At 74.0% G+C, this 22054-nt stretch carries 21 protein-coding genes; 17 read left to right on the top strand and 4 right to left on the bottom strand.

The genetic code is table 11. From position 1 onward, the window contains the following. Nucleotides 1-22: 22 nt before the first annotated feature. The 10 genes from ABD948_RS11105 (at nt 23) to ABD948_RS11060 (ending at nt 8419) form a co-directional block, all read left to right on the top strand. A complete protein-coding gene (locus tag ABD948_RS11105; RefSeq protein ID WP_345265703.1) occupies nt 23-973 on the top strand; it encodes a Ppx/GppA family phosphatase in 951 nt (316 codons plus the stop codon). A 13-nt stretch (nt 974-986) separates the two neighbouring features. Beyond that, nucleotides 987-1832 carry a sugar phosphate isomerase/epimerase family protein gene (locus ABD948_RS11100; RefSeq protein WP_345265701.1) on the top strand — a complete coding sequence of 282 codons (846 nt, stop codon included), beginning with the start codon at nt 987-989 and terminating at the stop codon, nt 1830-1832. Between the two features lie 10 nt (nt 1833-1842). Continuing rightward, on the top strand, nt 1843-2778 hold the full coding sequence (locus ABD948_RS11095; RefSeq protein ID WP_425576565.1) for a proline dehydrogenase family protein: 936 nt from the start codon (nt 1843-1845) through the stop codon (nt 2776-2778). A 6-nt stretch (nt 2779-2784) separates the two neighbouring features. Continuing rightward, complete coding sequence (gene proC / locus ABD948_RS11090) at nt 2785-3591, top strand: pyrroline-5-carboxylate reductase (RefSeq protein WP_345265699.1); 807 nt, start codon at nt 2785-2787, stop codon at nt 3589-3591. 10 nt (nt 3592-3601) lie between these two features. After that, nucleotides 3602-4189: a hypothetical protein gene (locus ABD948_RS11085; protein WP_345265697.1), complete on the top strand. Its 588-nt coding sequence runs from the start codon at nt 3602-3604 to the stop codon at nt 4187-4189. Between the two features lie 5 nt (nt 4190-4194). Beyond that, nucleotides 4195-5394, top strand: a complete 1200-nt coding sequence (locus tag ABD948_RS11080; protein ID WP_345265695.1) for an acetoin utilization protein AcuC — start codon at nt 4195-4197, stop codon at nt 5392-5394. 172 nt (nt 5395-5566) lie between these two features. Beyond that, nucleotides 5567-5779, top strand: a complete 213-nt coding sequence (locus tag ABD948_RS11075) for a helix-turn-helix domain-containing protein (protein ID WP_345265693.1) — start codon at nt 5567-5569, stop codon at nt 5777-5779. A 148-nt stretch (nt 5780-5927) separates the two neighbouring features. Then, complete coding sequence (locus tag ABD948_RS11070; RefSeq protein ID WP_008356322.1) at nt 5928-6029, top strand: 30S ribosomal protein bS22; 102 nt, start codon at nt 5928-5930, stop codon at nt 6027-6029. Between the two features lie 49 nt (nt 6030-6078). Beyond that, nucleotides 6079-7209 carry an NAD-dependent epimerase/dehydratase family protein gene (locus ABD948_RS11065; protein ID WP_345265691.1) on the top strand — a complete coding sequence of 377 codons (1131 nt, stop codon included), beginning with the start codon at nt 6079-6081 and terminating at the stop codon, nt 7207-7209. Continuing rightward, nucleotides 7202-8419 (top strand): lysophospholipid acyltransferase family protein, encoded by a 1218-nt coding sequence (locus tag ABD948_RS11060; protein WP_345265689.1) that lies wholly within the window; start codon nt 7202-7204, stop codon nt 8417-8419. Before ABD948_RS11065 ends, ABD948_RS11060 begins: the two co-directional genes overlap by 8 nt. A gap of 82 nt (nt 8420-8501) precedes the next feature. Here ABD948_RS11060 and ABD948_RS11055 read toward each other — a convergent pair whose 3' ends face one another. The 3 genes from ABD948_RS11055 to ABD948_RS11045 form a co-directional block, all read right to left on the bottom strand. Then, on the bottom strand, nt 8502-9671 hold the full coding sequence (locus ABD948_RS11055) for a DUF5667 domain-containing protein (protein ID WP_345265687.1): 1170 nt from the start codon (nt 9669-9671) through the stop codon (nt 8502-8504). A 133-nt stretch (nt 9672-9804) separates the two neighbouring features. Beyond that, nucleotides 9805-10611 (bottom strand): sigma-70 family RNA polymerase sigma factor, encoded by an 807-nt coding sequence (locus ABD948_RS11050; RefSeq protein WP_345265685.1) that lies wholly within the window; start codon nt 10609-10611, stop codon nt 9805-9807. A 129-nt stretch (nt 10612-10740) separates the two neighbouring features. Next, entirely contained in the window at nt 10741-11628 is an 888-nt protein-coding gene (locus ABD948_RS11045) for an HAD family hydrolase (protein ID WP_345265683.1), read from the bottom strand. A gap of 93 nt (nt 11629-11721) precedes the next feature. Here ABD948_RS11045 and ABD948_RS11040 point away from each other — a divergent pair, with 93 nt between their 5' ends. The 7 genes from ABD948_RS11040 (at nt 11722) to hemB (ending at nt 19605) form a co-directional block, all read left to right on the top strand. Next, nucleotides 11722-13350, top strand: a complete 1629-nt coding sequence (locus tag ABD948_RS11040) for a class I adenylate-forming enzyme family protein (protein WP_345265681.1) — start codon at nt 11722-11724, stop codon at nt 13348-13350. Then, entirely contained in the window at nt 13347-13622 is a 276-nt protein-coding gene (locus ABD948_RS11035; RefSeq protein ID WP_345265679.1) for a glutaredoxin family protein, read from the top strand. The genes ABD948_RS11040 and ABD948_RS11035 overlap by 4 nt, the downstream gene beginning before the upstream one ends. 184 nt (nt 13623-13806) lie before the next feature. After that, on the top strand, nt 13807-14499 hold the full coding sequence (locus ABD948_RS11030) for a redox-sensing transcriptional repressor Rex (protein WP_345265677.1): 693 nt from the start codon (nt 13807-13809) through the stop codon (nt 14497-14499). Next, nucleotides 14496-15806 (top strand): glutamyl-tRNA reductase, encoded by a 1311-nt coding sequence (locus ABD948_RS11025; protein WP_345265675.1) that lies wholly within the window; start codon nt 14496-14498, stop codon nt 15804-15806. The genes ABD948_RS11030 and ABD948_RS11025 overlap by 4 nt, the downstream gene beginning before the upstream one ends. A gap of 77 nt (nt 15807-15883) precedes the next feature. Further along, entirely contained in the window at nt 15884-16771 is an 888-nt protein-coding gene (gene hemC, locus ABD948_RS11020) for a hydroxymethylbilane synthase (RefSeq protein WP_425576592.1), read from the top strand. A gap of 134 nt (nt 16772-16905) precedes the next feature. After that, the gene (locus ABD948_RS11015; protein ID WP_345265673.1) at nt 16906-18603 is read left to right on the top strand and encodes a bifunctional uroporphyrinogen-III C-methyltransferase/uroporphyrinogen-III synthase; all 1698 of its coding nucleotides are present in this window, start codon (nt 16906-16908) and stop codon (nt 18601-18603) included. A 39-nt stretch (nt 18604-18642) separates the two neighbouring features. After that, on the top strand, nt 18643-19605 hold the full coding sequence (hemB, locus tag ABD948_RS11010) for a porphobilinogen synthase (protein WP_345265671.1): 963 nt from the start codon (nt 18643-18645) through the stop codon (nt 19603-19605). 1122 nt (nt 19606-20727) lie between these two features. Here hemB and ABD948_RS11005 read toward each other — a convergent pair. Continuing rightward, entirely contained in the window at nt 20728-21966 is a 1239-nt protein-coding gene (locus ABD948_RS11005; protein WP_345265669.1) for a lytic transglycosylase domain-containing protein, read from the bottom strand. Nucleotides 21967-22054 lie beyond the last annotated feature (88 nt).

The raw sequence follows: 22054 nt of genomic DNA, 5'->3' as shown, positions 1-22054 counted from the left end.
CGGCGCGGAGTACGTTGGGTGCATGCGGCTGGGCGTGCTCGACATCGGCTCCAACACCGGGCACCTGCTCGTCGTCGACGCGCACGACGGTGCCGCGCCGCTGCCCGCCTTCTCGCACAAGCAGCCGCTGCGGCTGGCCGAGCACCTCGACGCCGGGGGTCGCGTGAGCGCCAGCGGCGTCGAGGCGCTGACGGCGTTCGTGGCCGAGGCCCTGGTGGTGGCCGAGGACAAGGGGTGCGAGGAGATGCTCGGCTTCGCCACCTCGGCGGTGCGCGACGCCGGCAACTCCGAGGAGGTGCTGGCCCACGTGCGCGAGCACACCGGCGCCGAGATCGCGGTGCTCTCCGGCGAGGACGAGGCGCGGCTGACCTTCCTGGCCGTGCGCCGCTGGTTCGGCTGGTCGGCGGGCCGCCTGGCGGTCTTCGACATCGGTGGCGGCTCGCTCGAGATCGCCGGCGGCGGCGACGAGCGCCCCGACGTCGCCTGGTCGCTGCCGCTGGGTGCCGCCCGGCTGGCGCGGGCGCACTTCGCCGAGGGCAGTGCCGAGGGACCCGACGACGAGCTGCTGCGCCAGGTGCGCAAGCAGATCCGCACCGAGATCGCCCGCGACGCCGGCAACCTGCTGCGCGCCGGCGCGCCGCACCGCGCCGCCGCCACCTCGAAGACCTTCCGCTCGCTGGCCCGCATCTGCGGTGCCGCCCCCTCCGGCGACGGCCCGCTGGTGCCGCGCGCGCTCTCGCTGGCCGAGCTGCGCGGGTGGATCCCGAAGCTGGCGGCGATGAGCGCCGAGGAGCTGGCCGAGCTGCCGGGCGTCAGCCCCAGTCGCACCCACCAGATCCTGCCCGGTGCCCTGGTGGCCGAGGGCTGCATGGACATCTTCGGCATCGAGGAGCTCGAGATCTGCCCGTGGGCGCTGCGCGAGGGCGTCATCCTCGAGCGCATCGACCGGCTCGGCATGTTCGACGGGGTCTGAGGGGCACGACGCCATGACGACCCCAGCGCGGCCGCGGATCGGCCTGTCCACCTCCTCGGTGTTCCCCGAGAGCACCGCTCACGCCTTCTCGTGGGCGGCGGCGCTGGGCTACGACGCCGTCGAGGTGATGGTGGGCATCGACGCGCTCTCCCAGCAGACCAGCGCCGTGCAGCAGCTCTCCGAGCACCACGGCGTGCCGATCAGCGCGGTCCACGCGCCGTGCCTGCTGTTCACGCAACGGGTCTGGGGCACCGAGCCGTGGGGCAAGCTGGAGCGCTCGGCCCAGATGGCGCAGGAGGTCGGCGCCGAGGTCGTCGTCGTGCACCCGCCGTTCCGCTGGCAGCGCGACTACGCCCGCGACTTCGTCAACGGGATCGCTGCTCTCGAGAACTCCACCGGCATCGCCTTCGCGGTCGAGAACATGTATCCCTGGAAGGCCTCCGCCAAGCGCGGCCTGCCGATGTACCTGCCGGGCTGGGACCCCTCGGAGGAGCCCTACGCCAACACCACCGTCGACCTCTCGCACGCCGCCATCGCCGGCGACGACGTCGTCGAGATGGCCAAGCGGCTGGGCCCGCGGCTGCGCCACGTGCACCTCACCGACGGCAGCGGGTCGGCCAAGGACGAGCACCTGGTGCCGGGTCGGGGCGCCATGGACGCCGCCGGGTTCCTGCGGCACCTGGCGCAGGTGGGCTTCGCCGGCGAGGTGGTGCTCGAGATCAACACCCGCCGCTGCTCCACGGTCGAGGAGCGCGCCGAGGACCTGCGCGAGTCGCTGGCCTTCGCCCGCACCCACCTGGGGCTCGACGACGCCCCCGCCGACCAGCCAGCCGCCGGCGCCGACGGGACCACGACGTAGCCTCGGGCCCATGGGACTGCTGCGCCAACCGCTGCTGCTGCTGGCTCGCAGCGGCGCCGTCAAGAGGCTCGTGACCACGCTGCCCGTGAGCGCGGGGGTCGTGGCCGGCTACGTGCCCGGCGAGGACGACGACGCCGCGGTCGGCGCGACGGCGGGCCTGGTCGACGACGGCCTCAAGGTCACCCTCGACTTCCTCGGCGAGGACACCCTCGACGCCGCCCAGGCCACCGCGACGGTCGAGGCGTACACCGGCCTGCTGCACGCGCTGGCGGCGCGCGGGCTGGCCCGGCACGCCGAGGTCTCGGTGAAGCTGACGGCGATCGGCCTGGCGCTGCCCGACCACGGCCCGGCCGTCGCGCTCGAGAACGCGCGCGTCATCTGCCGCGCCGCCCGCAACGCCGGCACCACGGTGACCCTCGACATGGAGGACCACACCACCACCGACAAGACGCTCGCGATCCTGCGCGACCTGCGCAAGGACTTCCCCGAGACCGGCGCGGTGCTGCAGGCCTACCTGCGCCGCACCGAGGCCGACTGCCGCGCGCTGGCCTACGAGGGCTCCCGGGTGCGCCTGTGCAAGGGCGCCTACCACGAGCCCGAGAGCGTCGCGTTCACCGAGCGGATCGAGGTGGACAAGTCCTTCGTGCGGTGCCTGAAGGTGCTGCTGGCCGGCCAGGGCTACCCGATGGTGGCCACGCACGACCCGCGGATGGTCGAGATCGCCGCCTCGCTGGCCAGCCGGTACGGCCGTCCGCCGGGCTCCTACGAGTTCCAGATGCTCTACGGCATCCGGCCCGAGGAGCAGAAGCGCCTGGCCGCGGCCGGCGAGACCGTGCGGGTCTACGTGCCCTACGGCCAGGAGTGGTACGGCTACCTGATGCGGCGCCTCGCCGAACGCCCCCAGAACCTGACATTCTTCCTGCGGTCGCTCGTCTCCAAGAAGTAGGTGCACATGTCCGAGTCCCGTACCGCCGTGATCGGCGCCGGCGTCATGGGCGAGGCCCTGCTCTCGGGGCTCGTGCGCGCCGGTCGCCGCGTCGACCGGCTGCTGGTCGGCGAGAAGCGGCCCGATCGCGCCCGCGAGCTCGAGGAGCGCTACGGCGTCGCCGTCGTCGGCAACCTCGAGGCGGCGAGCGCGAGCACGGTGGCGCTCGTGGTCAAGCCGCAGGACATGGAGGACGTGCTCGCCGAGATCGCGCCCTCCCTGCACGAGGGGCAGCTGCTGGTCTCGCTGGCCGCCGGCATCACCACCGGGTTCATCGAGGCGCGGGTGCCGGCCGGCGTCGCCGTCGTCCGGGTCATGCCCAACACCCCGGCGCTGGTCGACGAGGGCATGTCGGCCATCTCGCCCGGCTCGCACTGCAGCGAGCAGCACCTGGCCGAGGTCGAGGCGCTGATGGCGTCGGTGGGCCGGGTCGTGCGCATCCCCGAGCGCCAGCAGGACGCCGTCACCGCCATCTCCGGCTCCGGGCCCGCCTACATCTTCTTCGTGGTGGAGTCGATGATCGAGGCCGGCGTGCACCTGGGGCTGCCGCGCACCACCGCCACCGACCTGGTGATCCAGACGCTGGTGGGCTCGGGCCGGATGCTGCAGGAGACCGGCACCCACCCGACCGTGCTGCGCGAGCAGGTCACCTCGCCCGGCGGGACGACGGCGAGCGCCCTGCGCGAGCTGGAGATCCACAAGGTGCGGGCGGCGTTCCTGGCCGCCATGGAGGCCGCGCGCGACCGCTCGCGCGAGCTGGCCTCCGGCTCCTGAGGGCGCGAGCATGCCGGAGGCGGGTCTGCCGTGGCGCTGGGGCGCCACCGACGAGGAGCACGCCCGCGCCTACCCGGCCGACGCGCTGCTGACGGCGCCCGTGGCCCGGATGACGCGCGCGGTCACCGCGGCGGCCCCGCCCGACCTCGCGTGGCGGTGGCTGTGCCAGCTGGCGCTCGCCCCCTACTCCTACGATTGGATCGACAACCGCGGCCGCCGCAGCCCGCGCGCCCTGGTGCCGGGCACCGAGCGGCTCGAGGTGGGCCAGGTGATGGCGACCGTCTTCCGGCTCACCGAGGTCGACGAGGGGCGGGCCTGGACGGCGCGCACCTCGCCGAGCGCCGAGCGCGTGGCCGGGCCGTGGGGCGTCACCTACGCCGTCGAGCCGCTGCCGGCCATCGGCCCCGGCGGGCCGGAGCGGTGCCGCCTGGTGGCGCGGATCGCGGTGCCGAGCCGCACCCGGCTGCAGCGCGCGCGGGCGCTCGCCGTCGCGTGGGGCGACCTGGTGATGATGCGCAAGCAGCTGCTGACGCTGCGCGACCTGGCCGAGCGCGACGCGCGCGACGCCCGGCCCGGTGCGGCGGGGCGGGTAGGTTGAGCGACATGCCGTCCGCCCCGTGCGGTCCGGGCACCCTGGTGTTCGACCCCACCCTCACCGCCTACGACTTCGGCCCCGGCCACCCGATGTCGCCGCTGCGGGTCGACCTGACCATCCGGCTGGCCACCGAGCTCGGCCTCGTCGGCGAGCGCGACGGCGGCCTGCGCGTCGTCGAGGCGCCGATGGCCAGCGAGGAGCTGGTGGCCACGGTGCACGACGCCGCGCTGATCGAGGCGGTGACCCGGATGGGTCACCGGCCCGGCGAGGGCGAGGAGGCCTTCGGGCTGGGCACCGAGGACAACCCCGTCTTCCTGGGCATGCACGAGGCCGCGCGGCACGTCGTCGGCGCCACCCAGGAGGCGATGCGCCTGGTGTGGAGCGGGGAGTCGCAGCACGCCGTCAACGTCTCCGGCGGGCTGCACCACGCGATGGCCGACCGCTCGAGCGGCTTCTGCATCTACAACGACGTGGCGGTCGGCATCCAGTGGCTGCTCGACCAGGGCGCCACCAAGGTGGCCTACGTCGACGTCGACGTGCACCACGGCGACGGCGTGGAGAAGATCTTCTACGACGACCCGCGGGTGCTCACGATCTCGCTGCACGAGACCGGGCAGTTCCTCTTCCCCGGCACCGGCTTCCCCGAGGACACCGGCGGCCCCGCGGCCGAGGGGAGCGCCGTCAACGTGGCGCTGCCGCCGGGCACGGCCGACGCCGGGTGGCTGCGCGCCTTCCACGCCGTCGTGCCCGACCTGGTGCGCGCCTTCGAGCCGCAGGTGCTGGTGACCCAGCACGGCTGCGACTCCCACGCCGACGACCCGCTGGCCCACCTGATGCTCAGCGTCGACGGCCAGCGCGCGGCCTACCTCGCGCTGCACGAGCTGGCCCACGAGGCGGCCGGCGGCCGCTGGGTGGCGCTCGGTGGCGGCGGCTACTCGCTGGTCTCGGTGGTGCCGCGCGCGTGGAGCCACCTGATGGCGGCGGTGGCCGGCCGGCCCCTGGACCCCGCGACGACGACGCCCGAGCGGTGGCGCGCCCACGTGCGCGAGCTGCTCGACCACGAGGCGCCGACGTCGATGACCGACGGTCGCGACGCCGCCTACCGGCCCTTCGAGGAGGGCTACGACCCCGACGTCTGGCTCGACCGGGCGGTGCAGGCCACGCGGCACGCGAGCTTCCCGCTGCTGGGTCTCGACCCGATTCTCTGACGGCTCCAGCAGCGACCAGGCCAGACCAGTCAAGCCGACACGCCGAGTCTCATAAGTTTCTTAGGTCGATCTCTTCCCCACGAGTCACACGAGGCTCTATCCTCACCAGACGCGCTCGTGTGTGGCACCGGCGTCTGACCGGTCGCGTGTGCAGAAAGAGATGGTGTGACCCATGCCCTCCCCCGATTCCGAGCGCCCTGACCTCTCCGAGGCCACGTTCCTCACCATCGCCGAGGTGGCCGCGATGATGCGCGTCTCCAAGATGACCGTGTACCGGCTGGTGCACAACGGCGACCTGCCGGCCCTGCGCGTGGGCCGCTCCTTCCGCGTGCGCGAGAAGGACGTCGACGTCTACCTCCAGCGCAGCTACTTCGACGCCGGCTGAGCCGGCCCGGGCGCGCGGACCCGAGGAGCGTGGCGAGCGTCACGGCCTCGGATTCGTGGGCGACTGGGGCGACGGATAGGCTGTCGTGGTGCCCGGAGCCTCCGTGGCACCCATTCGACCTGTCTATGAAGTTCGGCGAGGTAACCCCGTGGGTTCTGTCATCAAGAAGCGGCGCAAGCGCATGGCCAAGAAGAAGCACCGCAAGCTGCTGAAGAAGACGCGCGTGCAGCGTCGCAAGCTCGGCAAGTAAGTCACGGCTCTCGGGTCGAGGCACGAGCAGACGCGCCGATGAGCAGCCGATGAGCCGCACCGGGACCGGCAAGGTCGTCCTGGTCACCGGGGTCTCGCGCGACCTCGGTCGGCGTTTCGCGCGCCAGCTCGCTGCCGAGCCCGGCATCCGCCGGGTGATCGGCGTCGACGTCGTGCCGCCGCGCGGCGGCGACCTCGGGGACGCCTCCTTCGTGCGGGCCGACATCCGCAACCCGGTGATCGCCAAGATCATCGCCAAGGAGGACGTCGAGGTCGTCGTCCACATGAGCGTCATCGCCACCCCCGGCAGTGCCGGCGGGCGGGGCACGATGAAGGAGCTCAACGTCATCGGGACGATGCAGCTGCTCGCGGCGTGCCAGAAGGCACCCAGCGTGCAGCACCTGGTGGTCAAGTCGACCACCACGGTCTACGGCGCCTCCAGCCGCGACCCGGCGATGTTCACCGAGGACATGGAGCCTCGGCGCGCGCCGCGCAGCGGCTACGCCAAGGACGTCGCCGAGATCGAGGGCTACGTCCGCGGCTTCGCGCGGCGTCGCCCCGACGTGACGGTCACGATGCTGCGCTGCGCCAACGTGATCGGCCCGCACGTGGTCAGCCCGCTCACCTCCTACTTCCGGCTGCCGGTGCTGCCGGTCGTCGCCGGCTTCGACGCGCGTCTGCAGCTGCTGCACGAGACCGACCTGTTCTCCGTGCTCGACCACGCCGTCGCCCACCCGCGCCAGGGCACCTTCAACGTGGCCGGTGACGGCCTGCTGATGCTGAGCCAGGCGGTGCGCCGCATGCGCCGGCCCACGGTGCCGCTGCCCGGCTTCGCCGTCGGCAACCTCGGCTCGCTGCTGCGCTCGGCCCGCGTCGCCGACTTCTCGCCCGAGCAGCTGGCCTTCCTCACCTACGGCCGCGGCGTCGACACCACGCGGATGCGGACCGAGCTGGGCTTCGAGCCGGCGTTCACCACCGAGCAGGCCTTCGCCGACTTCGCCTCGCGTCTCACGCCCACCGGCGGCCGGCTCGAGCGCGCCGTGGGCGCGCTCGCCGAGCAGCTCCCCAGCGCCCGTGGCGGTCAGGTCGACACCCCCGCCGACGGTGCGCACGACCCCGACGCCGGCGCACGGCCCCCCGGGCTCGTCGCCGTCCCCGACCAGGAGGCCGGCCGTGGCTGACGCCGAGATCATCCCCATCGGCACCCGGGGCCGCCCCGGCCGTGGCGCCGGCAACAAGCCGTCCTCGGCCGCGCGCAACCTCGCCCCGAAGGGCAACCGCCCGGCACCCTCCCACGAGGCAGCCACGCAGTCGGTCGACGACGAGCAGGCCCCCGCGGCCGCCACCGAGCCAGCCACCGAGGCAGCCCCCGATCAGGTCGTCGAGCCTGCCGTGCCCGCCGCCGAGGCCACCCAGTCCGCCACCCAGTCCGCGTCGACCGACGCTGCCGCCGCCGAGCGCGAGCCCGCCAGCACCCGCGAGCGCCACCCGCTGGCCGGCATCCCGGTCTCCGACTGGCTCGCCTCGTTCCAGTCGGCGTCCAAGGAGCTCTTCGGCGACCAGTGGGAGCCGCGCCTGGCGGCCTTCCTGGCCTTCCTGCGGCGCCGGCTCACCGGCGAGTACGTGATCGACGAGTACGGCTTCGACGCCGAGCTCACCCAGCGCTTCCTGATGGCGGCCCTGCGCCCGATCGCGCAGAAGTGGTTCCGCATCGAGGTGCGCGGGCTGGAGAACATCCCCGCCGACGGCGGCGCGCTCGTGGTCTCCAACCACTCCGGCACGATCCCGGTCGACGGCCTGATGACGATGGTCTCGGTGCACGACCACACCGGCCGGTTCCTGCGCCCGCTCGGCGCCGACCTGGTGTTCTCGATGCCGGTGGTCAGCAGCCTGGCCCGCAAGGGCGGCGCCACCCTGGCCTGCAACGAGGACGCCGAGCGGATGCTGCGCGGTGGCGAGCTGGTCGGCGTGTGGCCCGAGGGTTTCAAGGGCATCGGCAAGTCCTACTCCGAGCGCTACAAGCTGCAACGCTTCGGCCGCGGCGGCTTCGTGGCCGCCGCCCTGCGCACCGGCGTGCCGATCGTGCCGCTCGCCGTCGTCGGTGCCGAGGAGATCTACCCCCTCGTCGGCAACATCCCCTCCCTGGCGCGGCTGCTCGGCCTGCCCTACATCCCGATCACGCCGTTCTTCCCGCTGCTCGGCCCGCTCGGGCTGGTGCCGCTGCCGTCGAAGTGGATGCTCGAGTTCGGCGAGCCGATCCGCACCGACGAGTACGAGGAGGGCGCGGCCGACGACCCGATGCTCGTCTTCGACGTCACCGACCAGGTGCGCGAGACGATCCAGCAGACGCTCTACACGCTGCTGATGCAGCGCCAGTCCGTCTTCCGCTGACAACCGCCCCGGGCGTCGCGCGCGATCGGGGGAGGGTGCCGGTGCGACGCCGGTTGCGGAGGAGCAGGTAGGGCGGGCGGTGCTACTGGCCGGGGCCGAGCAGCCCGCCGAGCAGGTTGCCGACGCCGTCGGTGGTCTCCTCGAGCACCCTGCCGATGCCGCCGGTGGGCGAGGAGTCGCCCCGCCCGCCGCGCAGGCCGTCGGTGAGGTCCTTGATCGGGTTGCGCACCTCGGGCTCGGACGGCGCCTTGGGCGGGTCGACCTCGACCGGCACCTGCGCGGTCTGGGTGGGTGCGGGGACGGGAGGAGCGGCCTCGGGCTGCTGCGGACGGCGGGGCCGGTCCCGCTCGGGGGCGGGCTCGGGACGGGGAGCGGCGGACGGCACGGGGTCGATGGCCTCGCCGAGCTGGCCGAGGACGTCGTCGATGGGTGCCGCGGCGACGGCGGGCACCTCGGTGAGGCCCGGACCGCAGCCGGGGCACAGCACGGCCGCGCGCTCGTCGATGCCGGTCAGCACGCTGGCCGCGGTGAGCAGGGCGCCGCGGGCGGACTCGGGGACGACGTCCTCGAGACCGCGCAGGCGCTCCATGCTGCTGGCGGTGAAGTCGCGCAGCCGGGCCACGGAGGCCTCGTCGCCGTCGCTCTCGTAGCTGTCGATGGCCAGGTCGGAGGCGGTGGTGGCCTGCTCGGCGAAGAGCGCGAGGGTCTCGGCGACCACCTCGGTGTCCTCGGCCCGGCCCGCACCGGCCAGCTCCTCCACCTCGGCCAGGCGCACGTCGGCGTGGTCGAGCAGGTTGCTGGCGCGCGAGGAGTCGTCGACGCGGATCGTGGTGGAGGTCTCCTCCAGCACCCGCTTGAGCGGGTAGAGCGTGTCGCCGGGCAGGGCGCCCTGGGAGGCCACCGCCATGGAGGTGGCAGCACTGGCGACGGCGAACCCGCCCACCAGCACGGCCAGGCGCCGCTCGCGGCGGGCCGGCCGCGCGGGGCCGGTGGGCGCGGTCTTGGGCGCGAGGGAGAGGCGGGCGGCCGTGGGCGTGAGCACGGTGGCGGCCTCGGTCATCAGTCGCGAGCGCAGGTCGGCGGAGAAGTCGGGCCGCGGTGCCGCGGGCTCGACGGCGCGCAGCTGGGCGACCAGCTCGAGCAGCTCGGCGTCGACCCCGGGTGCGGAGGAGGCGAGGTCGCCCGCACGGGCGCGCTCCACCGACCGGTGGAACTCCTCGGCGCTGCGGCGCCTCCCGAAACCGGCTGTCATCGTTCCCGTCCTGCGCTGGTGTGGCTGGTGCGGCCGCTGCTGCGGCCCGTCAGTGGGTGCAACGACGCCCGCGGCGGCGAGGTTACGCAGCTCGGCGTTGTGGTCGTAGTGGTCCTGGCAGGACGCAGTCCGGTCATTCGCGGATCCCCTCGGGCATCAGCTTGGCCAGGTTGCGCACCCCGCGCAGCTGCAGCTGCTTGACGGCGCCGTCGCTGCGCCCCAGGACGGCGGCGGTCTCGGCGATGCTCATGCCCTGCAGGAAGCGCATCACGAGGCAGTCGCGCTGCTCGGTGGGCAGCTCGGCGAGCGCCTCGATGAGCATCTCGTGGGTGAGCGTGGCCATCACCGTGGACTCGGTGCCCTCCGTGGCGTCGTCGTGCTGCGCCATGTCCTCGGTGGTCATCTCCAGGCGCGTGCGGCCGGCCTTGAAGTGGTCGGTGGCCAGGTTGCGGGCGATGGTCATCAGCCAGGCGCCGAAGTCCTTGCCCTGCCAGCGGAAGTTGGTCATGCTCCGCAGCGCGCGGAAGAAGGTCTCCGAGGTGAGGTCCTCGGCCAGCGTCTGCGAGCGGGTGCGGTAGTAGAGGAAGCGGTAGACCGAGCCGTGGTAGTGGTCGTAGAGCTGCCCGAAGGCCTCCGCGTCGCCGCCGCGGGCCAGCTCGACCAGCGCGATCAGCCGGGTGCGGTCGGCCTCGTCCTCCTCGGAGGAGGCGGCCAGGGCGGCGTCGCCGTAGCCCGTTGGGCCGGAGGCACCGGTGGCGTCGGCGCGTGCGACGCCGTCGACCGCCGACTCGCTGAGCAGCCGCTCGTCGCGGCGGGCAGCGGTGCGGTGGACCTGCGTCGTGGCGCCGGCCGGGAGCGGGGTGGGCGGCGTCAGGGCAGCGAGCACCAGTGCGCGCAGGGCCTCCAGCCCGTGCGCGCTGCTCCTCCGCTGTGACGGCATGCCGACGTATCCCTCCCCGATCAGTGCCCCCCAGCACGCTCGATGGTACGGCCCGGACGTGCCCCGGGTCACGTGTTCACCCAAATCGATCGCGCACGGGAAGAACCCACCCGCGAGCCGGGGGCGGCGTCAGACGGTGGTGCGACGACCGCGGACGGCGACGGCGGCCGCGGCGGCGCCGCTGAGCCCGCCGGCCATCGCGGCCATCACCAGCCCGGCGCGGGCGGCCTTGCGCCCGGTGCGGTAGTCGCGCACCTGCCAGCCCGCCGAGCGGGCGTGCGCGCGCAGCTTGGCGTCGGGGTTGATGGCGCAGGGGTGCCCCACCAGGCTCAGCATCGGCAGGTCGTTGACGGAGTCGGAGTAGGCGCTGCACCGGCCCAGGTCGAGCCCCTCGCGCACCGCGAGCGCCTTGATCGCCTCCGCCTTGGCCGGGCCGTGCAGCATGTCGCCCACGAGCCGGCCGGTGTAGACGCCGTCCACGTGCTCGGCCACGGTGCCCATGGCGCCGGTCAGCCCCAAGCGGCGCGCGATGATCTGGGCGATCTCGACGGGCGCGGCGGTCACCAGCCAGACCCGCTGCCCCTGGTCGAGGTGCAGCTGGGCCAGCGCGCGGGTGCCGGGCCAGATCCGGTGCGCCATCGCCTCGTCGAAGATCTCCGCACTGAGCGCCTGCAGCTCGGTGACGGTGTGCCCGGCGATGAAGGAGAGCGCCGAGGCGCGGGTCTCGGCGATGTGGGCGGGGTCCTCGACGCCGACGACACGGAAGTAGGCCTGCATCCAGACCGCTCCGAGGATGTCGCGCGTGGTGAAGAAGTCGCGCCGGTGCAGGCCCTTGGCCAGGTGGAAGATGCTGGCGCCCTGCATGACGGTGTTGTCGACGTCGAAGAAGGCGGCGGCGCCGGGGTCGGCGGGGGCCTCGAGCGCGGTCTCGACCTCGGCCGCGGCGGCCGCGGCCTCGCCTGCGAGCGTCGAGCGCTGCCGCAGGTCCAGCGGCGTGCGTCGCTCCGGCGGTGCCATGCCGTCACCCTAGTGCGGCACACCAGTCGGTGAGAGGTGCCCGCCCCGTCGCTTCCGGGAGGGGGCCGGCCGTCGCGTCGTAGGATGCCGCGCATGCCTGCGCAGGAGCACGCCGTCCGAGACGTCGCCGCGCTCGTGGGCGCCGCGGCGCAGGAGCAGCCCGGCAAGCTGGCCGTGGTCGAGGCCGCGGGTCGCAGCCTCACCTGGGGCACGCTCGACGAGGAGGTCGGCCGGGTGGCCACCGGGCTCGGTGCCGCCGGCATCGTGGCCGGCCACCGGGTGATGATCGTGCTGGGCAACCGGCTGGAGTTCGTCACCACCTACCTGGGCGTGCTGCGCGCGCAGGCCGTGGCGGTGCCCGTGAACCCCGGCTCCGCCCCCGGCGAGCTGGCTCGGATGCTGGCCGACTCCGGCTCGCGGATGGTCGTGACCGACGAGCACTCCGTGGCCGCCGTCCGCGAGGCCGTCGACCTGATCGCGGCCGCGCTGGCCGGCGACTCCCCGGGGCCGGACGCCGACGTCGTCGACCCCGAGCTGCTGGCCCGCGCCGGGCAGGCCCGCGTCGTCGCGGTGGGCACCACGCTGCGCCCCGGCGAGCGCTCCTACGACCAGCTGCGCGCCGACCGCGCGCGCCCGGTGCCGCCGCTGCCGGACCCCGAGAAGCTCGCGGTGCTGCTCTACACCAGCGGCACCTCCGGCCGGCCGCGTGCCGCGATGCTCAGCCACCGCGCGCTGCTGGCCAACGTGGAGCAGGTGGCGGCGGTGCGACCGCCGATGATGCACGGCGACGACGTCGTGCTCGGCGTGCTGCCCCTCTTCCACGTCTACGGCCTCAACGCCGTGCTCGGCGGGGTGCTGCGCCACCGCGCCAAGCTGGTGCTGGCCGAGCGGTTCGACCCCCAGGGCACGCTCGACCTGATCGACGACGAGGCCTGCAGCGTGGTGCCGGTGGCCCCACCGGTGTTCGCCGCCTGGCGCTCGGTCGAGGGCCTGGGGGAGCGGCTCGGCCCGGTGCGGCTGGTGCTCTCCGGCTCCGCCCCGCTCACCGCCGAGGCCCTCGAGACCTTCCAGGAGCGCACCGGGGTGCCGGTGCACCAGGGCTACGGCCTCACCGAGGCGTCCCCCGTCGTCACCAGCACGCTCTGCTCGGCCGCGCCCGCCCCGGGGTCGGTCGGCGCGGCGCTGGAGGGCATCGAGCTCGAGCTTCGCGACGACGCCGGCCGGCCGGTCGAGGGCGAGGACCCGGGCCAGATCTGGATGCGCGGCGCCAACCTGTTCAGCGGCTACTGGCCCGACGCCGCCGACGGGCCGGGTGACGACGGCTGGTGGGCCACGGGCGACGTCGGCATCCTCGACGACGCCGGCGACCTGGTGCTGGTCGACCGGGTCAAGGAGCTGGTGATCGTCTCGGGCTTCAACGTCTACCCGGTCGAGGTCGAGGACGTCGTGGGCGAGGTGCCCGGCGTCACCGAGGTGGCCGTGGTCGGTGCGCCCGACGAGGAGACCGGCGAGGCCGTCGTCGCCTACGTGGTGGCGCCGGGTCGCGACGCCGCCGAGGTCGAGCAGGCGGTGCGCGAGCACTGCGCCGGCCGCCTGGCGCGCTTCAAGCAGCCCACCCGGGTCGAGGTCGTCGAGACCCTGCCGCTGACGGTCACCGGCAAGGTGCAGAAGGGCCGGTTGCGCGGGCTGGAGCGGCGTCGAGCGCTGGGGCTGCTGGAGTGAGCGGGTCGCCGGGCGGTGCGGACGGTGCCGTGGGGGAGCCCCGGGTCACCTTCTACACGCGTGCGGGCTGCCACCTGTGCGAGGAGGCGCAGGCGGTCGTGGCGCGGGTGTGCGCCGAGCTGGGGGAGCGGTTCGTCGAGGTCGACGTCGACACCGATCCGGAGCTGCGCGAGCGCTACGGCGAGGAGGTCCCGGTGACCCTCGTGGACGGGCGCCAGCACGACTACTGGCGCGTCGACGAGCAGCGGTTCCGCGCGGCCCTGCAGGGCTGACGCCGCCGACGACCCGCCCGGGCAGCGGGCCGCCACCGGCTCGGAGCGGCCGCCGAGGGGGTCCCTGACGGTGTGACTTCTCACATGTGGTAGCCGGGCATCCCGTCGGTTTGTTCCCGCGTTCACAAACTCCTACAGTGAACGGCGCCGGGCTCCCACCGTGGGCCGGCTGGAGAGAAGATCCGTGACCCCACGCAGCTCGAGCGAGAGTGCCCGGGACATCCCCGAGGCCACCGTCGCCCGCCTGCCCGTCTACCTCCGGGCTCTGACGGCGCTGGCCGACGACGGCACGCGCACGTGCTCCAGCGAGCACCTGGCCGCGGTGGCCGGGGTCAACAGCGCCAAGCTCCGCAAGGACCTCTCCTACCTCGGCAGCTACGGCACCCGCGGGGTCGGCTACGACGTCGACTACCTGCGCTACCAGATCGCCCGCGAGATCGGCGTCACCCAGGACTGGCCGGTCGTCATCGTCGGCATCGGCAACCTGGGCCACGCGCTGGCCAACTACTCCGGCTTCCGCAGCCGCGGGTTCCGCGTCGTCGCCCTGCTCGACGCCGACCCGCGCCGCACCGACGAGGTCGTGGCGGGGGTGCCCGTGCGGGCCTTCGACGACCTCGAGCAGATCGTGCGCGAGCAGGCGGTGGCCATCGGCGTCGTCGCGACGCCGGCGGTGGCCGCCCAGGACGTGGCCGACCGGATGGTCGCCTGCGGCATCACCAGCATCCTCAACTTCGCACCGACCGTGCTCGCGGTGCCCGAGGGCGTCGACGTGCGCAAGGTCGACCTCTCCATCGAGCTGCAGATCCTGGCCTACCACGAGCAGCGCAAGTCGCAGGCCGAGCCCGCACTCCCCACCGACGTCAGGGGCACAGCATGAGCGTTCTCGTCGTAGGCATCTCCCACAACTCCGCCCCCGTGTCGCTGCTGGAGCGCGTCGCGCTCGACGCCGCCGGCGTCGGCAAGCTGGTCACCGGCGCCGCCGCGTGCGACCACGTCACCGAGGCCACCGTGATCGCCACCTGCAACCGGCTGGAGATCTACACCGAGGTCGACCGCTTCCACGGCAGCGTCGAGGACCTCTCCGGCCTGCTGGTCGAGCAGGCGGGTCTGGCCACCGAGGAGCTGCTGCCCCACCTGTACGTGCACTACGACGAGAGCGCCGTCAGCCACCTGTTCCAGGTGGCAGCCGGGCTCGACTCCATGGCGGTCGGCGAGGGCCAGATCCTGGGGCAGACCCGCGAGGCGCTGCGCCTGGGCCAGGAGTCCGGAACCGTGGGCCCCGCCTTGAACGTGCTGTTCCAGCAGGCGTTGCGCGTGGGCAAGCGCTCGCGCGCCGAGACCGGCATCGACCGGGTCGCCCCCTCGTTGGTGAGCGCTGCTCTCGAGCGCTCCGACGAGGCCGTCGGCGCCGTGGCCGGCAAGCGCGTGGTCGTCGTCGGCGCGGGTGCCATGGCCGGCCTGGCCACCGCCAGCGTCACGCGCCTGGGCGCCACCGACGTCGTCGTCCTCAACCGCAGCCCCGAGCGGGCAGCCCGCCTGGCCGCCGAGTACGGCACCCGGGTGGGCTCCATGGCCATGCTCGAGGCCGAGATCGGCGAGGCCGACCTGGTGATCACCTGCGCCGGTGCCAGCGGCTCGCTGGTCACCCGCGAGATGGTCGAGCGCGCCCGCACCACCAGCGGTGACCGGCCGCTCGCCCTCATCGACGTCGCCCTGCCCCGCGACATCGAGCCCGAGGTGGCCGAGCTGCCCGGCGTCACGCTGGTCGGGCTCGCCGAGCTGGCCGAGGTGCTGGCCGACTCCGAGGTGGGCCAGGAGGTCACCGAGGTGCGGCGCATCGTCGCCCAGGAGGTGACGGCGTTCCTGGCCGCCCGCCGCCAGGCCAAGGTGACGCCGACCGTGGTGGCCCTGCGCTCGATGGCCACCTCCGTCGTCGACGCCGAGATGGCGCGCCTCGACACCCGCCTGCCGCAGCTGGACTCCTCGGCCCGCGCCGAGGTGCTGCACACCGTGCGGCGCGTGGCCGACAAGCTCCTCCACGAGCCCACCGTGCGCGTCAAGGAGCTGGCCGACGACGAGGGCGCCGTCTCCTACGCCGCCGCGCTGGCCGAGCTGTTCGCGCTCGACCCCGAGGCCGTCGACGCCGTCACCCGCGTCGACCGGATGACCGAGGACCTCCCGTGAGCGCCGTGAGCGCCCCGCTGCGCCTGGGCACCCGGGCCTCCGCGCTGGCCACCACCCAGTCCGAGCACGTGGCCGCGATGGTGCGCGAGAAGCTCGGCCGCGAGGTCGAGCTGGTCACCATCAGCACCGAGGGCGACCGCTCGCAGGCCTCCGGCACCCCCATCTCCGAGGCGGCCGCCGCGGGCACCACGGGGGTCTTCGTCAGCGCGCTGCGCCACGCGATCCTCGACGGCCGCGTCGACCTCGCCGTCCACTCCCTCAAGGACCTGCCCACCGCGCCCGAGCCCGGCATCGCGCTCGCCGCCGTGCCGGTGCGCGAGGACTCCCGCGACGTCGTCGTGGCCCGCGACGGCCTGACCCTGGGCGAGCTGCCCGTGGGCAGCCGGGTGGCCACCGGGTCGCCGCGGCGCCAGGCGCAGCTGCACGCCCTCGGCCTCGGTTTGGAGGTCGTGCCGGTCCGTGGCAACGTCGACACCCGCATCGCCACGGTCCGTGCCGGCACGCACGACGCCGTCGTGCTCGCCCGGGCGGGCCTGGCCCGGCTCGGACGCACGGAGGAGGCCACCGAGGTGCTCGACCCCCTGCAGATGCTGCCCGCCCCCGGGCAGGGCGCGCTCGCCGTCGAGTGCTCCAGCGCCGCCACCGAGCTGGTCACCCAGCTCGCCGCGCTCGACGACGCCGCCACCCGCGCCTGCGTCGAGGCCGAGCGCGCCGTGCTCGCCACGCTCGAGGGCGGCTGCTCGGCCCCGATCGGCGCCCTCGCCGAGGTCGTCGAGGGCGAGGACGGCGAGGAGCTGTGGCTGCGCGCCGTGGTGCTCTCCACCGACGGCAGCCTCTCGATCCGCCAGTCCGCCGCCGGCCCCACCACCGACGCCGCCGGCCTGGGCGACCGCCTGGCCCGCCTGATGCTCGAGGACGGCGCCGCCGACCTCGAGTCGGCCGCGACCGCGGGAGGCCCGCGATGAGGGACCGCGGCGGCAACGACGACACGACCGCACGCTCCGACCCGGGCAGCACCGGCCGGGTCGAGAGCCGGCAGAGAACCACCAGCACGACCGATCCCAGCACGAGCACGACGAGCAGCAGAGGTGCCGAACCCATGACGACGCCAGCCACGTCCACCAAGCCCACCGCGGCCGAGCGCGCCGCCGAGAGGGTAGCCAGGGCCTGGGTCTCCTTCGTGGGCAGCGGCCCGGGTGACCCCGAGCTGCTCACCGTGCGCGCCGTCGCCCTGCTCGAGCAGGCCGACGTCGTCATCACCGAGGTGCCCGAGCACGCGGCGCTCGTGCGCACCCTGCTCGGCATGCCCGAGCCCCTCGAGGCGCCCGTCGAGGGCGAGGCGGCCGACGAGGCCACCGAGGAGCGCCCCGAGATCGTCGACGGCGGCTTCGGCACCGACGGCCAGCCGCTCACCCACGCCGCCCGCGCCAAGGTCGTCGTCAAGCACGCCAAGCGCGGCCTGCGCGTGGTGCGCCTGATGGCCGGCGACCCCTTCCTCTACGCCTCCGGGCCCGAGGAGGCGCAGGCCGTGGCCAAGGCCGGCATCGGCTTCGAGGTCGTGCCCGGCGTCAGCTCGGTGGCCTCGGTGCCCGCCTACGCCGGCGTGCCGCTCACCACCAAGGACCAGCGCGAGCTCTCCGTGATCACCTGCGGCGAGCGGGTCGACTGGAGCCGCTACGCCGACGACCGCACCCTGGTGCTGCTCTCGGCCGTGGGCCAGATCGGCGAGATCAGCGCCGCGCTGATCGAGGCCGGTCGCGACCCCCGCACCCCGGTGGCGATGACCCGCGTGGGCACCACCACCGAGCAGGCCACGGTCACCTCCACGCTCGAGCACGTGGCCGCCGACGCCCGCGCCGCCCGCATGTCGCCGCCGGCCGTCGTCGTCATCGGCAAGGTCGTCGACCTGCGCGAGACGCTCTCGTGGTTCGAGACCAAGCCGCTGTTCGGCTGGCGCGTGCTGGTGCCCCGCACCAAGGACCAGGCCGCCTCGCTCTCCACGCGCCTGCGCGGCTTCGGCGCGGTGCCCGAGGAGGTGCCCACCATCTCGGTGGAGCCGCCCCGCAACCCGCTGCAGATGGACAAGGCCGTGCGCGGCCTGGTGGAGGGCCGCTACGAGTGGATCGCCTTCACCTCGGTCAACGCGGTGCGCGCCGTGCGCGAGAAGTTCGAGGAGTACGGCCTCGACGCGCGTGCGTTCTCGGGCCTGAAGATCGCCGCCGTGGGCGACAAGACCGCCGCCGCCATCTCCGCCTGGGGCCTGCGCGCCGACCTGGTGCCCTCGGGCGAGCAGTCGGCCGCCGGGCTGCTGGAGGACTGGCCCGAGTACGACGAGGTGCTCGACCCCATCAACCGGGTCTTCCTGCCCCGCGCCGACATCGCCACCGAGAACCTGGTGGCCGGCCTGATCGACCTGGGCTGGGAGTGCGACGACGTGACGGCCTACCGCACCGTGCGGGCCGCGCCGCCGCCGGCGCCGGTGCGCGACGCGATCAAGACCGGTCGCTTCGACGCCGTGGTGTTCACCTCCTCCAGCACCGTGCGCAACCTCGTGGGCATCGCCGGCAAGCCGCACCCCTCCACCGTCATCGCGGTGATCGGTCCGGCCACCGCGAAGACCGCCGAGGAGCACGGCCTGCGGGTCGACGTGCTCTCGCCCAAGCCCGACGTCGACGTGCTCGTGGACGCGCTGGCCGACTTCGGCGCCTCGCGTCGCGCCTCGATGCTGGAGGCGGGCGAGCCGGTCACCAAGCCGTCGGAGCGCAAGCCCGCCGGCCGTCGTCGCGCCAACGGCTGAGCTCGTGCTGGGTGGCGTGCTGTGACTGAGGGGCCGGTGGTGCGTCCGCGACGCCTGCGGAGCACCGCCGCCCTGCGGCGCACAATGGCCGAGACCTCGCTCGAGGCGCGGCAGCTGGTGCTGCCCGTGTTCGTGCGCGAGGGCGCCAGCGAGCCGGTGCCGATCAGCTCGATGCCGGGCGTCGTCCAGCACACGCGCGAGTCGCTGCGGGCCGCGGCCGCCGAGGCCGCCTCGCTCGGGCTCGGCGGGATCATGCTGTTCGGCGTGCCCGAGCACAAGGACGCGGTGGGCTCCGGCGCCGTCGCGCCGGGCGGCATCCTCAACCTCGCGCTCGCCGACGTGCGCGCCGAGGTGGGCGACGAGCTCACCGTGATGGCCGACCTGTGCCTCGACGAGTTCACCGACCACGGCCACTGCGGCGTGCTCGACGCCGAGGGCCGGGTCGACAACGACGCCACGCTCGCCGTCTACGCCGAGATGGCGCTGGCGCAGGCGCAGGCCGGCGCCCACGTGCTCGGCCCCAGCGGCATGATGGACGGCCAGGTCGGCGTGATCCGCGCCGCACTCGACGCCGCGGGCCGCACCGACGTCGCGATCCTGGCCTACTCCGCCAAGTACGCCTCCGCCTTCTACGGCCCCTTCCGCGAGGCCGTCGACTCCTCCCTGCAGGGCGACCGCCGCACCTACCAGCAGGACCCCGCCAACGCCCGCGAGGGCGTGCGCGAGGCGCTGCTCGACGTCGAGCAGGGCGCCGACCTGGTGATGGTCAAGCCCGCCCTGGCCTACCTCGACGTGCTGCGCCAGGTGCGTGACGCCGTCGACGTCCCCGTGGCCGCCTACAACATCTCCGGCGAGTACGCGATGGTCGAGGCCGCCGCCGCCCACGGCTGGATCGACCGCGAGGCGGCGATCCTCGAGACCCTCCTCTCGATCCGCCGCGCCGGCGCCGACGTCGTCCTCACCTACTGGGCCGCCGAGGCCGCGAGGCTCCTCGCCCGCTGATCGGTCCGTCGCTGGTTGAGCCGTGAGGAGCGCCAGCGACGAGCGTGTCGAAACCCGCGCACCCGACTGCCCTCTGGTGACCACGGGGGTCGTGGGAGGGCGCTTGTCTCGCCGGGTTTCGACACGGGCTCGCTGGCGCTCGCCCGGCTCAACCAGCGGTGGCGCGCGTTGCTGGTTGAGCCGTGAGGAGCGCTAGCGACGAGCGTGTCGAAACCCGCGCACCCGAGTGCCCTCCGGTGACCACGGGGGTCGTGGGAGGGCGCCTGTCTCGCCGGGTTTCGACACGGGCTCGCTGGCGCTCGCCCGGCTCAACCAGCGGTGGAGGCTGGCTGGCGCTCGCCCGGCTCAACCAGCGGTGGCGCGCTTTGCTGGTTGAGCCGTGAGGAGCGCTAGCGACGAGCGTGTCGAAACCCGCGCACCCGACTGCCCTCTGGTGACCACGGGGGTCGTGGGAGGGCGCTTGTCTCGCCGGGTTTCGACACGGGCTCGCTGGCGCTCGCCCGGCTCAACCAGCGGTGGAGGCTGGCTGGCGCTCGCCCGGCTCAACCAGCGGTGGCGCGCTTTGCTGGTTGAGCCGTGAGGAGCGCTAGCGACGAGCGTGTCGAAACCCGCGCACCCGAGTGCCCTCTGGTGACCACGGGGGTCGTGGGAGGGCGCTTGTCTCGCCGGGTTTCGACACGGGCTCGCTGGCGCTCGCCCGGCTCAACCAGCGGTGGAGGCTGGCTGGCGCTCGCCTGGCTCAATCAGCGGTGGCGCGCTTTGCTGGTTGAGCCGTGAGGAGCGCTAGCGACGAGCGTGTCGAAACCCGCGCACCCGAGTGCCCTCTGGTGACCACGGGGGTCGTGGGAGGGCGCTTGTCGAGCTGGGTTTCGACACGGGCTCGCTGGCGCTCGCCCGGCTCAACCAGCGGTGGAGGCTGGCTGGCGCTCGCCTGGCTCAATCAGCGGTGGCGCGCGTTGCTGGTTGAGCCGTGAGGAGCGCTAGCGACGAGCGTGTCGAAAACCCGCGCACCCGTTGCCCTCCGGTGACCACGGGGGTCGTGGAGGGCGCTTGTCGAGCTGGGTTTCGACACGGGCTCGCTGGCGCTCGCCCGGCTCAAGCAGCGGAAGGGACGTCAGCCCGTCACGGGTTCATGTAGTCGTTCACGCACTGCTGGAAGGCCTGCGGGTTGAGCAGCTGGTTGAGGCCGTCGAGGGTGCACTGCAGCGTCGCCTGGGTGAGGGTGAGCACGTTGTCGACGGGCGGGATGTTGGTGTCGGGGAGGTCGGGCACCTTGATCGGGGGCACGGGGCCGTTGTTGCCGCCACCGCCGCCACCGCCGTTGTTCCCGCCGCCCTCGTCGCCGCCGCTGTCGCCGCCCCCGTCGGGCTGCTGGGGCACGGGGTCCTCGGTGGGCTCGGCCTGGGGGGCCTCGCCGCCGGGCTGGGCCACGGGCTCCTGGCCGCCGCCTCCACCGCCGCCACCGCCGCGGGGGCCGGTGCCGGTGCCGCCACCGCCGGAGCCGCTGGGCAGCGGGGTGATCACGCTGCCGGCGGCGCTGGTGTTGGTGGGCACGGACATGAAGTCGCCGTCGAGGTAGGCGTTCATCACCGAGAGCACGAGGTCCACGTAGCTCTGCGAGCGGTTGTAGCGGTACACCGCGGAGCGCTGGCCGGCGGTGGTGGAGAGGTCGTCGTCGCCCGAGCAGAGGTAGACGGCGGTGCCGAGGGCGGCGTCGTCGATGTCCTGGGGGTTGCGCTCGCCGTCGCCGTCGGCGTCGACGCCGATGGCCGACCAGGTGCCGGGGATGAACTGCATGGGGCCGACCGCGCGGTCGTAGACCTGGTCGTCGTCGTACTGGCCGGCGTCGGTGTCGCGGATGACGGCGGTGTTGTTGCTGCCGTCGAGCGGGATGCCGTAGATGCCGGGGCGGGCGACGCCGTCCTCGTCGAGCACGTTGCCGCCGAAGCGGCCGTGGTTGGACTCCACGCGGCCGATGGCGGCCGCGAGCTGCCAGGTGAGGTTGCAGGAGGTGTCGGCGGCGTTGATGACGGTCTCGGCGCGCTGGTAGGCGGCGAGCGCGGCGGCGGGGATCTCGTTGGTGGAGGCGGTGTCGACGATCTGCTGGGCGTTGCCGGGCGCGCCGGGGGCGACGTCGTCGCCGGAGGAGACCGAGGCGGGCGCCTCGATGGCCTGCTCGGGCACGGTGGCGCCCTCGGGCAGCTGCTCCTGGCTGGGCGTGGGCGCGTCGGCGCTGACGACGGCGGTGACCCCGACGCCGGCGACGCTGACGGTCCAGGCCGTCGAGAGCACGGCCAGGGGGACCAGGGCGGCGGCCTTCTGCAGGCGTCCGCTGCGCGGGGCCCTCGGCGTCGTCGTCATCGGGTTCTCCTCGCCGCTCCGGGGAGCGGTGGTGTCACGGGTGGTGTGGACGGTTCGTCGAATCGCTCCGCGGCCGTCCGGTACCCCG

This window comes from Nocardioides nanhaiensis (assembly GCF_039542785.1).
Classification (GTDB): Bacteria; Actinomycetota; Actinomycetes; order Propionibacteriales; family Nocardioidaceae; genus Nocardioides; species Nocardioides nanhaiensis.
Note: the sequence above shows the minus strand (reverse complement) of the source record. Positions and strands in the feature narration are given on the sequence as shown.